Source organism: Salinimonas marina (assembly GCF_015644725.1).
Classification (GTDB): Bacteria; Pseudomonadota; Gammaproteobacteria; order Enterobacterales; family Alteromonadaceae; genus Alteromonas.
The window spans coordinates 717,104-729,775 of the sequence record NZ_CP064795.1 but is presented as its reverse complement, the minus strand read 5'-3'; the positions used below and the strand labels follow the sequence as shown (position 1 = coordinate 729,775).

Here is a 12,672-nt window from a genome sequence, read left to right as displayed (position 1 = left end):
CGGATTTATGCGCCGGTGATGGTGACCCGGGCGAATTTGCGTTTACCCACCTGGTAAACCGCTTCGCCTGGCTCGGTGAGCAGTAAACGGGTATCACTGACTTTTTCGCCGTTGATTTTCACCGCGCCCTGCTTAATCATTCGCATAGCATCCGAGGTCGAGGCGACCAGACTTGCCTGCTTCAACAGATTACCAATCGCCACGCTGCCGTCGTTCAGCGTAACGGTGATTTCTGGCATATCATCAGGAATGGCATTTTTTTGAAAGCGCTGGACAAAATCATTATAAGCAGCGTTAAAGGCGGCTTCATCATGAAACCGGCTGATCAGCTCTTTGGCCAACTCTATTTTTATATCACGGGGTTCGTACCCTCTGCAACACTGGCTTTCAAAGCATCTAGTTCTTCCAGTGGCCGGAAGCTGAGAAGTTCAAAATAGCGCCACATCAAGTCGTCTGAGACCGACATGATTTTACCGAACATATCATTGGCCGGTTCGGTTATACCAATATAATTATTCAACGATTTAGACATTTTCTGCACGCCATCGAGTCCTTCAAGCAGCGGCAGCATCACCGTGGTCTGAGGCTTTTGGCCATTTTCTTTTTGCAGCTCACGCCCCATCAGCAGGTTGAAGCGCTGGTCGGTACCGCCCAGCTCTACATCGGCTTCCAGGGCAACCGAGTCCCATCCCTGAACCAGCGGATACAAAAACTCATGAATGGCAATAGGCTGATTATTGTTGTAGCGCTTTTTAAAATCGTCGCGTTCGAGCATGCGGGCAACGGTCTGGCTGGCGGCCAGTTTAATCATGCCATCGGCACCTAACAGGTCCATCCATTCAGAGTTAAAGCGGACTTCTGTTTTGGCCGGATCGAGAATTTTAAAAACCTGTTCCTGATACGTTTTCGCGTTTTCTAATACCTGATCTTTACTTAAGGGCTTGCGAGTCGCATTTTTACCTGTAGGATCGCCAATCAGACCGGTGAAGTCACCGATAAGAAAGACCACTTTATGACCAAACTGCTGAAACGCCCGTAGTTTGTTAATTAGTACAGTGTGTCCCAGATGCAAATCCGGTGCTGTAGGGTCAAAGCCAGCTTTTACTGTAAGGGTTTTACCTGATTTGAGTTTTTCAATCAGATCGTCTTCGGGAAGTATTTCGTCTGTTCCACGTTTTATTTCAGCAAAAGCGGTTTGCCAGTCACTCATCGGTAAGTTCCACGTATTGATAGGTTCAAGGTCATCAGGGCGAGTATTTTACGCATGTGATTGAACCAATGAAAGGATTAGGCATCAAAATCGGGATTATTCAACGGGCTATTCCATAGTATACTGTTCAGCTTTTAACCAAGCTGAGATGGAAACTCGCTTTTTAACCGGATATTCTCTGGGCAGGCAGTAGGATGAGAATGAATTTGAAAGACAATATGGTTTTTAAAACAATACAAAACCTTCCCAAACCCCACCGAACCGGATTATTGCTGGGCAGCCTGTTTTTGGGCGCTTTGGTGATGTTGCCTTCCGAACCGGTGGCCGCAAGCCGTCATCAGGAGTCCCTGGTACTGGACACCGGCGTTCGTTACCCCGTCGACTTGTCGGTACCGGCCTCCCCCGCTATTAGCTTTGGAGAGGAAGACACCCACTGGCAGGTTATCCGGGTGCGCTCCGGCGATACGCTGGCAAAAATTTTTAAACGAGCCGGTTTTTCTGCCCGTGATACCTACAATGTTACCCAGGCCGGTGAACTGGCAAAGATGCTGGTTACTCTGGTTCCAGGTGATATCTTACATTTAAAAGCCGATGCTGGCGGCGCATTTGATGGGTTGAAATATGCGGTTTCTTCGCGCGAAACGCTGATCATCCAACCTGAGGATGACCAGGGTACGATGGTGGCCAACATCGACACCAAAGAGGTAGAAACCCGCTACAGCTTTGCCCAGGGCGATATTCAGTCCAGTTTTTGGAAAGCCGCAGTCAATGCCGGCTTGAGCAACAACCAAATTATGAACCTTGCGGGTCTGTTTGGCTGGGATATTGATTTTGCGATGGAAATTCGTCAGGGCGATAGCTTCAATATGGTGTTTGAAGAACACTATATTGATGGCGAATTTGTCGGCTATGGCGATATTGTTGCTGCTGAATTTACCAACCAGGGCGAAACCTTTACGGCCATTCAACATTCAGATGGCAATTACTACACCCCTGAAGGTCGTAGTATGCGTAAAAGCTTCTTGCGAGCACCGATTAATTTTAAGTACGTAAGCTCTAACTTTACCAAGAAGCGCTTTCATCCGGTGCAAAAACGCTGGAAATCTCACAATGGTACGGATTATGTTGCCGCTATGGGGACTCCGGTGATGGCGGCTGGCGATGGCCGGGTCATCAAATCCACATACAATCGCTTTAACGGTAATTATGTCTTTATTCAGCATGGCGAAAAATATGTGACTAAGTATCTGCACTTTAAAAAGCGTGCGGTAAAAGCAGGTGAAGTGGTTAAGCAGGGGCAGGTTATAGGTTATTTGGGAAGCACGGGGATGGCGACCGGGGCGCATTTGCATTATGAATTCCTGGTCAACGGCACACATCGTAACCCACGCACGGTGGAGCTACCTAAAGCAGCGCCCATTGCCAAAACGCAACGAGCAGCATTTATGAAAATTGCTGCAAACCGGCTGACCCAGCTGGAAAATAACCGCCGCGTTATGCTTGCTATGCAATAACATGCGCTATTTTATCGGACTTATGTCGGGCACCAGCATGGATGGCGTAGACGCCGTGCTGTGTGCCATAGACACCCACAAGCCTATGGACACCCACTGGTTTCAGACCCTAAAGCGGGTCAGCCTGCCCTTCCCCGACTCGCTACTTAATACCCTCAATACCTTGTGCCAGCCTTCTGTAAACGAAATAAATAAAATGGGCGCTGCTGATATCGGAGTAGCCAGGCTGTTTGCTCAGGCGGTGGGTGTCCTGATTGAAGAGGCGGGCCTTACGCCAAATGATATTACGGCATTGGGCTCCCACGGTCAGACCATCCGGCATCATCCGGCCGGCTATTGTGCTGAAACAGCTAACGTGGGATTTACCTTACAGATTGGCGATCCTAATACACTGGCGGTCCTTACAGGTATACCGGTAGTCGCAGATTTCCGACGTAAGGACGTTGCGTTGGGAGGCCAGGGTGCTCCCTTAGTCCCGGCATTTCACCAAGCGATATTTGGTTGCCATGACAGCTACCGAAATCCCGCGGTTCCGGCGTCTAAAAAGGATTTCTCTTTGGACACCCACCAAAGCCAAACTAAGGCTATTGGTGCTTTTGCCAGAGCCATAGTTAATATTGGCGGCATTGCTAATATCAGTTTTATTGATGATAGTCCCAGCTCTATCAGCGGGTTTGACTCAGGCCCTGGAAACATACTCATGGATGGGTGGGTGTCCGAACATCTTCAGCTACCCTTCGATAAAAGTGGAAAATGGGCGGCCTCGGGGACGGTGCATCAAACATTGTTAGATGCCTGTCTTAACGATCCGTATTTTAAACAGGCCGCCCCTAAAAGTACCGGCCGGGAATACTTCAATACGCTATGGGTGTCACGGGTATTGCAAACATTTACTGATATTACGCCTGCGGATGTTCAAGCAACATTGTGCGAACTGACCGCTGCCCATATTGCCGATGCGGTAAAAATGCAGCCTCGGGTTGAACAGGTTTATATTTGTGGGGGAGGCGCATATAACACACACCTGTTAAGTCGGATTCAGGCTTTGTTACCAGCTCAAAAGGTCATGACCACCCAGACCCTTGGCATTTGTCCTCAGGATGTTGAGGGCGCGGCCTTCGCCTGGCTCGCCTATGCATATTTGGAACGAATAACAGCGAATGTGCCTGCCGTTACCGGGGCCTGTCGAAATGCGGTACTAGGGGGGTTGTATCTGCCTGACTAAAGAGCCCTCGGCGCGATTACGCGGTTTCTTTTAACGCAGGTAATTTTGCCAAACGAGTGAATCGAGCGACCCACTGGGCGTGCGCAAAGTTGCGCTGCTCCTCATTTTCCAGGCCTTCGTGATTAAGGTGAATACGGGTCACTTTATCGTTTACTGTTTCAAATCTCACATCCACCGATGATTCGTACCCCTCGTCAAGCTTGAGGGTAAACAACAGCTGCTCATTTGGCCGAACTTTGGCAAATTCTCCGGTATATCGACGCGCAGGGGTACCGGCTTCATCGACGAACACCATTTCGTATTCGGCGCCCTCATGTACATTCATGACCATGTATTTCAGCTGCATATCTTCGGGCATGAACCACTGCACCAATAACTCTGTTTTACAAAAACAGTTAAACAGCCGGGTAAGCGGAATTGAAAATTCCTGGTGAAACGCTAACTGGTTCATTCACACACCCCTGCTTTAATTACATTAATAGGTCTGGTCTCATCAGTGTAAACGATTCCTTGTGACTGTGCGATAAGACTGTGTCAGTTAACCTGATGCCTAGGCTCCCTTATTACCTTTTAAGCACTCTGGGCGCAAGCCTCTTGGGCCCATTTATGGCGGCTCACTTCGCCCTTACATTGTTGTTCAAACCCATGGCAAACCGACATCCAGTCTTGTCCCCCAAACCACATTGCTCTAGCAACTCGGGTATTCCAGGCCTTGAAGGGGGATCTTTTACATTATTAGTATAGTGTTCGAAGCTCCAGCGAAGCAATTGCAGATAAGTCTGCAAACTAAACCACAGCTGGAAGGTATCAGGCTTTCTTTGGGTTCGAAGTGGCAGTAAACCTGGTGCAGGCCGCCCAGCTTTTCTGGCAATAAGCCGCCGATTGAGACTGGTATATAACAAGTTTTTAATCGAGCGGGCTTTCCCTGCCCGGACCGGATTGAGATCCACATAAGCCATACAGGCCAGCACAGATGCTTCATCTAATAATGCCTGAGATTTAAACCGCCCTTCCCAAAAGCGGCCAGTGCATTCATCTTCCTTGTTAGCCCGCCGGGCAATAAATTCATTCAACTCACGCATAAACCAACTAATACATTGTAGGCGCCCCCGGTAGACCTCCACTGTCGCCTGCACCGTGTTAAGTTCATTATGAGTTAAAGCAGATTTGTCATTCAGATACCGCTGACACAGGACCGTTCCGCGATGCAGTTTTTGCCAATTTCTGAGCGTTTTTTCGTGGCTCCACTGCCGGGCTTTTGCAGTATTGATGCGCAATACCACATGAGTGTGGTTGCTCATCACCGCATAGGCACAAACATCCACAGCAAAGATCTTTGCTAAAAACAAAAGCCTTTGCTCTACCCAGGGCCGGCGATGTTCATAGCTTTTTCCGGAATAGCGGTCTTTGCCACATAAGAATGCTCGTCTTACGCACCGGGACACACAGTGATAAAACGGTGTTCGAGAAGCGCAGATGAGCGCCTTTCTTGGTCTGGGCATAAGCGTTAATTTGATAAATCAGTAAGACACTCAGTTTATCGCCTAAACCATTATATGCAGCTGAACAAGAGGCCAGAAGTGCCAAATAATCAGCTTAGATTGTTACCCTTGGTGAAAGGTTTTCAGATAAAGCGCTTCTACTTTATCCCGGGCCCACTGAGTTTTTCGTAAAAATTTGAGTGACGACTTTATCGAGGGTTCGTTTGCAAAACAGTTTACTCTGATTCGCTCGTGAAGCCCTTCCCAGCCATAGTGCTCCACCAGACGAGTGACAATAGTTTGCAAAGTAATGCCATGCAAATGGTTGTTAGGTTGATAGGAGGTCATAGCAGGCCATTTTTGTTTGGAAAAGCCGGATTTTATCAGGTTTATTGGTTCTTCGCTGTTATTCAAAAGCGCCTACCACAGACCCCGGAAAATAATAAAGGAGGGGCGACCTTAGCCGTTCAACCGCTAACGAGGCCAAAGGGGTTTCCTTAAGCTCCGCATTGATGTGGGTGTCCACAATGTAGCTATCCACGGTATGGCTATGGCGGAAGCCTTGAATTAACGACGCTCATAAAGACCAACATTCTACACCTGCATAGCAGATGGACACCCACCTTAATAAATCGCTGCGGTGGGTGTCCTATCTTCGGTCTAGCTTTGTTTACTATTTTCTTTTAGCCTTACCCTGCCATTTCAAAACTGTGGTCTTTGTTTGCTAAGTTCTGTCTCTGCTAACTTGTTATTTCGTTAGCAATTCTGTCATTGGCGGCTGATTACCAAAATGCTGTGCGCTGACCTGTTGCGCGACATTAGCATACAGCTTATCAAGAGCCTCTGAATTCATGAAACCCTCACAAAAGCCTTGTGCGTGTGGTTCGATAAAATGCCTGGCGGCTAAGATAAAGTGTGCAATCAATGGTTTGACATTGTCGGTCCCCATTGCGATTCGCATAGTGGTTAGCTCAATGCCTGCCCGTTTTTGTTCTTCCGGCGACAACTCTGAATGTGAGGTCAGAGCGGGGCATAGGATAATGGTATTGTTCTGGCCAATACTAACCTGGTGACTGAAAGCCGGTTCCAGAGCATCGAAAAAACGAGTAAACACATCTCTGGATAAACCAGCGCCCGCCATATCGACGGTAAACAACGGGCAAGGCCAACCATTTTCATGCTGTTTTTCTTTAAGCCCCGCATTGGGGTGGGTGTCTACAGCATGGCTATTCACTGTGATATCTGGATGGGCATTTAAAAACGCAGTAAAAACCTGAGTGTTGATGACTTTATTCATCATCCGCAACTCCAGTGTTTTCATTCCGTTTAAAACATCAAAGGCTTTTTCTGAGTCCAGAAAGGCCCCTTTGATATAGTACACATCCCAAAACATGGTTTTTGACCAGTCGACCCCGTTCATCTGACTGCCTTTGGGCTGGAACATCCTATATCCCGGTCCGACTACCACTCCGGCGGTGGTAGCGCCACTGCCACACAGATCTTTGGTATAACTATGTACCACATAATCCGGACGGCATGCTGCTTCCCCGTGTTGTAGTGGCCGGTGCAGAACCGGCGTGGCCAGCGTGGAGTCCAGCATCACTAACGATTCATGTTCGTGGGCGGTTCGGCATATTTCCGGCACATCCAGAACATAACCATGAGGGTTGCAAGGCGACTCCACATACACATGCAGGTTGGCGCCAGCATCTATCTCTGCCTGAAACTGAGAACGAGTCTGGGCATAGAATTCATTAAATTCTTCGGCGCTATAACCATCAAACCATGCCAGCTTAATGTCCATACGCCGGCTCTGGGCGTAAAAATCATGCAACAGCTGATAAACCCCGCCATATACATTGCGCGACACAATCAAAATATCGCCATGATTGAGCACATTGCTCAATAACGCATCAATAGCGGCCATACCACTGTTGAAGTTCCACGCCAGATAATCAGCTGCGTGCGGCCCCGCCTCCATATCCACAATAGCGTTAGCTAAAGAAATATTGGTAGGATTGAGCAATCGCGAATATATCTGATGCGTAAACTCTTTACCCTGAAAGGCGTCATCCACCCATTCGGTGCAGGCATAGACATAGGTGGCCGTGCGAACCACCACCGGGGTAGCTGAAAAGAGCGCGGTAACATTGTCAAACAGCGGGTAATGATTTCGGCTAAGCTGACCATTGCCTAAGCTTTGCCAGGTTTGGCGAAATGGGTTTTGCAGTGTATCGAGAATCTTCGCCAGCTGAAAAGACAGAAACTTTTTAGCATTGAACCAGGCAACCCGGTCTTCCCGGTCAAGTTCCTGTAAAGTCTGCTCGGTGATCTCCCACAATCGACTGACATCGCTTTGTGCGTGGTACAAGTGCCCGGCGGTATCGGCCAGGGCCTGCCCATACGGCGTTTGCTTATCAATGCCAAAATGTGCAAGCTGTTCGGCAACTAAAGCATCTACAGTTGATGATTCGGTGGTATTCCGGCGTGGTGAAAGGCGTCGGGCATGTTCAATAGATTGGCTCATCGTTAGCTTCTTTTACATAAATACATAGCGGAATTTATACATTCTTTTAACATTAATTAAACCGCTATCCCGTTATATCTGTCATTTAACAAGGAAAGAAATCTTTACTATGTCTGCTTTATCCCCACCTACTGAGATTGTCATTTTAAGTGACGAATATACCGAGTATCAGCAGGCTTTGCAGCGGTTAGCCCCTGCCAGCGAATTGATTGTCACCAGCGCTTCCGACGACCCTGGCACGGTGGATGTCCATACCACTGCCATTATGCTGGCTGATCCCCATCTGGCTGCAACAATCGTTGACAAATGTTCCGCTTTAAAATGGCTGCAATTAGGCTGGGCGGGGGTAACCCCGTTATTACGCGCGCAAAATCGTAGCTATACCCTTACCGGTGTTAAAGGCGTGTTTGACATGCAGATGCGTGAATACGTATTTAGCTATTTATTGTACTTTTCCCGCAACATCGCAGGCTTCCAAAAGGCGGCCGAGTCGGCTGAGAACAAATGGTACAAACCTGAACACACTTATCTGAAAGGTAAAACCCTGGGGGTGCTTGGGGCAGGCTCAATTGCCTCGGCGCTGGCGCCCGTCGCCCAGGTTTTCGGCATGAAGCTAGTGGGTTTGCGAAAAAGTGGACACCCACACCCCGGGTTTAATGACATGTACGACAATACCCAATTACAGGAATTTGCCCGCCAGTGTGATTATCTGGTCAGCCTGTTACCCGACACGCCTCATACCCGGGGTCTTCTTGATAAAACATTATTTAACGCCCTGCCAGAGAATGCGGTGTTAATCAATGCAGGGCGGGGTAATGCCCTGGTACAGCAGGATTTATTGGATGCGTTGGAGGAAGGCCAGCTACAGGCTGCCGTATTGGATGTTTTTGAACAGGAACCTCTACCAGACACCCACCCGTTCTGGCTGCACCCCGATATTCATGTGACTCAGCATACGGCCGCCACGTCCATCCCTGCGGATATCGCGAAGCTTTTCTACGACAATCTGCAGCGCTACCGGCAAGGTCAGGCGCTGCAACATGCTATCGACTTTGAGAAAGGTTATTGAGCTGCAGCCGCCAGGTGTTAACGGGGATCGGTGGCGGTGACTTCAATCCGATCCACATGCTGCTCACGAAAAGCTTTAAGATGGTCTAACCCTTCCAGCCGGTGCAATTCGCGCAATTCAATCCAGTCGATCAGCGAGTACAAACATATAGCCGGATAATGCCAGTTAGAAAATTCGCCCTCGCCCACCAGACTATTTAAATGGTTCAGACTGGCGGTTATGCGTTCTTTTTGGACCCGAACAAACAGCGCATCCTGATCGGCACTGATCTCTGAGCGCTTCATCAAAAACAAAGAGACAAACGAATCATTAACAGCATCGACCAGGGTCAGTTGGTTTTCTTCATCCCAGGTTAATGCGGAATACTTGTACTTTTCCGCCAGATAGCGGTAAATCACTCGCGAGTCATAGATCATCTGGCCATCATCTTCCAGACAAGGAACTTTTAGAACCGGGGATTTGTCAGCCAGCGTTTGTCGATCTTTACCCTGATAAATATTGAGCTCGACAAAGTCATGAGGGGTTTGTGACAACAGAATACGAATGCGTCTGACGTATGGCGAAGTTGTAGATCCGTAAAGTTTCATACCGACTCCTGTGAGGATGCCAAAAAGAACACTTTATACACAAAATTCAATTGTATCGATCGTCCTGCGCACTGCAGGACGAAAATCAACCGCTCCGTGGGGCTATACGCTAAAGCTGGCGCCGCAGCCACAGGTGGTGGTGGCATTTGGGTTTTCAACTAAAAAGCGCGAACCTTCCAGGCCTTCGACGTAGTCGACCACTCCGCCAACCAGATATTGCAAGCTCATCGGGTCCACCACCAGCGTGACACTGTCTTTATCGATGGTCATATCACCCTCGTTTACCTTTTCATCAAAGGTAAATCCGTACTGAAAGCCTGAGCAGCCGCCTCCGGTTACATAGACCCGCAATTTTAGCGCCGGGTTCTCTTCCTCTGCGACTAATTCTTTCACTTTTGCTGCGGCCGCATCAGAAAATTCGATGGGCAACGCTGTTTCTACAGACATAACAACCTCATTGCAGGTAAAACGGGTGCCGGCATTACCGACCATACTGCGAATTATCTTACAGACCGTGGCCGCAATCAATGTCAGCCGGCTTTAATTCAACACTAAAGACCTTTACGACGGTGAATTAGCGGTAAACACCTGCTTCCAGTCCACCTGCCATTTATAGTCTTCCCGTTTTTTTGAATACTGATACACTTGCGAGCTAAACGATACAGTTACCGGCTCAAACGCCTCGGGCAAGGTAAAAGCCACGCTTACTGTCTGAAAAAATTTGAAGCCGTAGGCGATATCCCCTTCGGGCAGCAGTGCCGGTGAGCCGCTGCATAATGTCTGACCCTGCTCGCCGCGAATACAAATTTGTAAATTACCTTTAATCAGGGAGCGCCGCTCCAGTCGTTGCAGCAGTACAAACTCCATTTTGTAATGATTCGGCGTCGACTGTTCAAAAATCTGCAATCCATCAACGATAAACCGATCCTGGATGGTTTCCGGGGCCATAACATTTTGGTAAAACGACAATGAGGTAGCCTGCTCAGCCAACGTGGTGCTGAGTATATCAAGCTGCTCACGCTGGCTGGCCGCCTCCAGCTCAGCCAGCGTCAGGCGTGTTTGCAACTGATGTTTTTGTTGCAAGACCTGCGTATGGCTCTGCTCCAGTTCGCGCAGCTCGGATTGGCGCATTTCGGCCTGCTGAGCCTTGTCAGATACCGATATCTGCCCCAGCCAAAAGCTAATGCCTGCTACCAGGCCAAGCCCGACAATCAGGACTAAGCTGAGCCGGAATCCGCTGAGTTTAAATCCTGAGGTAGAAGATGAGTAATTCACTTGAAAATGACCGTCCTAACTAAAAATCAGATGCTTAGGAAATGTGAAAGGGTATGGTAAGCTAACCGCATGCTTTAGTTTACCCTAGTTTGGGTCATTACATGCGTCTTCATGGCCTTCGTCAAGAACTTGCTCATCCTCGCACTTCAGTACTGGTATGTTTACTGGGTATTGTCGGTGGCGCCATTGCTGCAGGTCTGATTATTCTGTTTCGGCTATGTTATGAGTGGCTACACACTAATGCCCCCATATGGCTGGAGATGCTGACCGGCGATGCCGGTCTTGCCCGGCTCATCCAACCGTTAGCAGCGGTCGCCCTGATTTTGCTGGTGGCCTTCATAACCGGCTTCAAGCATTACCGCATGGGCATTCCGTTTGTGATACATCGGGTCAAAATGTTCTACGGCTATGTGCCCTTTCGTACCACCATAAACCAATTTTTTGGCGGTATGCTGGCCCTGGCCGGCGGTTTTGTGGTTGGCCGAGAAGGCCCCAGCGTGCATATCGGGGCTTCAGGCAGCAGCTATGTCGGCCAGTGGCTGCGATTACCCTACAACAGCATTCGTATTCTGGCCGGTTGCGGCATCGCGGCCGGCATTTCAGCATCATTTAATACCCCTTTCGCGGCAGTCATCTTTGTCATGGAAGTGGTTCTGCGTGAATATAAAATCCATATCTTTGTACCGGTTATGCTGGCTGCCGCGTGTGGCTCCGTGCTGACACGTCTGGTCTTTGGAGAGATCAACGAGCTGTCGTTTTTATCCATTGCGGTGTTTAGTGAATGGATGTATCTGTATCTCATTTTACTGGGAGTGGTACTGGGGGCGCTGGCTGCTTTGTTTAATAATCAGCTGATGCGGGTCATGACCCTGTTTCGGCCAGTGGGCATGATGTGGCGCCTGGTATTGGCCGCCGTTATCACCGGCAGCATCACCTTCATGCTGCCTCAGGCTGCCGGAGCAAGTTTTGAAAGTATTGAAATTCTGTTTACCGAACAGCCCGATACGTTGTTTTTGCTTGCCTTATTAGCAGCGAAATTTGTATTGGCAGTCGCCGCAATCGGCCTGGGCGTACCAGGTGGCATCATGGGGCCGGTGATGGTAATTGGAATGTTAGCCGGCGCCCTTTTGCTAATACCCCTTAATAGTTTCATTGATGTGAGTGACTACACCAGAAGTTTCGCGCTTTTAGGCGTAGCCGGTATGTTAACTGCCACATTACATGCGCCGCTAGCCGCATTATCGGCGGTGATGGAGCTTTCCTACAGTCCCCAGATTATACTGCCCGCGATGCTGGTTATTGTGCCTGCTTACGTTACCTCTACGCAATTTTTAGGTAACCGCTCTATTTTCATCCGTCAACTTGATTACCAGAATCTGCCCTATGCCATTAACTCTATTCGTGAAGCCCTGGAAAAAACAGGTGTGCTGGCGGCCATGGCAACCGACTTTAAGCTGTTTAAAACGGCTCCTGAAGATATTATTGAAAAGTATCTGGCCGATAATCCTACTGCTATCGTATTAGAACAAAAGCAGCTTGAGCGAGAGTTACAGTATCGACTGGTTCAATACGATGTCAGTCTTGATCACAATGCGCAGGCGCTGAACTATTTGCCGGTAGAAGGACTCAACAGTCAGACCACCTTATTTGAGGTCTACGAAAAGCTGAAAAATACACGCAGTGGCGCGGTGTTCATTTACGACTCCAAAGAAGAAAACATCATCGGGGTTATCACCTGGAATATTTTGCAAAGTTTTCTTCAGAAAGCGCAGTACTAACAGGGA

Annotated in this window: 11 protein-coding genes and 1 pseudogene; 4 read left to right on the top strand and 8 right to left on the bottom strand. The window is 48.7% G+C overall.

Features of this window, described 5'->3' with window-relative positions:
- Positions 1–5: 5 nt before the first annotated feature.
- Positions 6–1,210 (bottom strand): annotated as a pseudogene (gene tyrS, locus IT774_RS03125) (tyrosine--tRNA ligase).
- Positions 1,211–1,404: 194 nt separating this feature from the next.
- Here tyrS and IT774_RS03120 point away from each other — a divergent pair.
- Positions 1,405–2,724 (top strand): peptidoglycan DD-metalloendopeptidase family protein, encoded by a 1,320-nt coding sequence (locus IT774_RS03120; RefSeq protein ID WP_232365100.1) that lies wholly within the window; start codon positions 1,405–1,407, stop codon positions 2,722–2,724.
- A gap of 1 nt (position 2,725) precedes the next feature.
- Complete coding sequence (locus IT774_RS03115) at positions 2,726–3,949, top strand: anhydro-N-acetylmuramic acid kinase (protein WP_195811294.1); 1,224 nt, start codon at positions 2,726–2,728, stop codon at positions 3,947–3,949.
- A gap of 16 nt (positions 3,950–3,965) precedes the next feature.
- Here IT774_RS03115 and IT774_RS03110 read toward each other — a convergent pair whose 3' ends face one another.
- From IT774_RS03110 to IT774_RS03095, 4 genes are all read right to left on the bottom strand, one after another.
- A complete protein-coding gene (locus IT774_RS03110) occupies positions 3,966–4,400 on the bottom strand; it encodes an SRPBCC family protein (protein ID WP_195811293.1) in 435 nt (144 codons plus the stop codon).
- 163 nt (positions 4,401–4,563) lie between these two features.
- Complete coding sequence (locus IT774_RS03105; RefSeq protein ID WP_195811292.1) at positions 4,564–5,298, bottom strand: transposase; 735 nt, start codon at positions 5,296–5,298, stop codon at positions 4,564–4,566.
- A 255-nt stretch (positions 5,299–5,553) separates the two neighbouring features.
- Positions 5,554–5,778 carry a VF530 family protein gene (locus IT774_RS03100; RefSeq protein ID WP_195812192.1) on the bottom strand — a complete coding sequence of 75 codons (225 nt, stop codon included), beginning with the start codon at positions 5,776–5,778 and terminating at the stop codon, positions 5,554–5,556.
- A 400-nt stretch (positions 5,779–6,178) separates the two neighbouring features.
- The gene (locus IT774_RS03095) at positions 6,179–7,957 is read right to left on the bottom strand and encodes a trans-sulfuration enzyme family protein (protein WP_195811291.1); all 1,779 of its coding nucleotides are present in this window, start codon (positions 7,955–7,957) and stop codon (positions 6,179–6,181) included.
- A gap of 109 nt (positions 7,958–8,066) precedes the next feature.
- On the opposite strand from IT774_RS03095, the gene IT774_RS03090 reads away from it, so the two are divergent.
- On the top strand, positions 8,067–9,026 hold the full coding sequence (locus tag IT774_RS03090) for a D-2-hydroxyacid dehydrogenase (RefSeq protein WP_195811290.1): 960 nt from the start codon (positions 8,067–8,069) through the stop codon (positions 9,024–9,026).
- Positions 9,027–9,043: 17 nt separating this feature from the next.
- On the opposite strand, the gene IT774_RS03085 is transcribed toward IT774_RS03090, so the two are convergent.
- The 3 genes from IT774_RS03085 to IT774_RS03075 all read right to left on the bottom strand — a co-directional run bounded on the left by IT774_RS03085 (position 9,044) and on the right by IT774_RS03075 (position 10,888).
- On the bottom strand, positions 9,044–9,613 hold the full coding sequence (locus tag IT774_RS03085; protein WP_195811289.1) for a glutathione S-transferase family protein: 570 nt from the start codon (positions 9,611–9,613) through the stop codon (positions 9,044–9,046).
- Positions 9,614–9,715: 102 nt separating this feature from the next.
- Positions 9,716–10,060, bottom strand: a complete 345-nt coding sequence (erpA, locus tag IT774_RS03080) for an iron-sulfur cluster insertion protein ErpA (protein WP_195811288.1) — start codon at positions 10,058–10,060, stop codon at positions 9,716–9,718.
- A 114-nt stretch (positions 10,061–10,174) separates the two neighbouring features.
- The gene (locus IT774_RS03075; RefSeq protein WP_195811287.1) at positions 10,175–10,888 is read right to left on the bottom strand and encodes a DUF6776 family protein; all 714 of its coding nucleotides are present in this window, start codon (positions 10,886–10,888) and stop codon (positions 10,175–10,177) included.
- Positions 10,889–10,989: 101 nt separating this feature from the next.
- Here IT774_RS03075 and IT774_RS03070 point away from each other — a divergent pair, with 101 nt between their 5' ends.
- Complete coding sequence (locus tag IT774_RS03070) at positions 10,990–12,666, top strand: chloride channel protein (RefSeq protein ID WP_195811286.1); 1,677 nt, start codon at positions 10,990–10,992, stop codon at positions 12,664–12,666.
- Positions 12,667–12,672 lie beyond the last annotated feature (6 nt).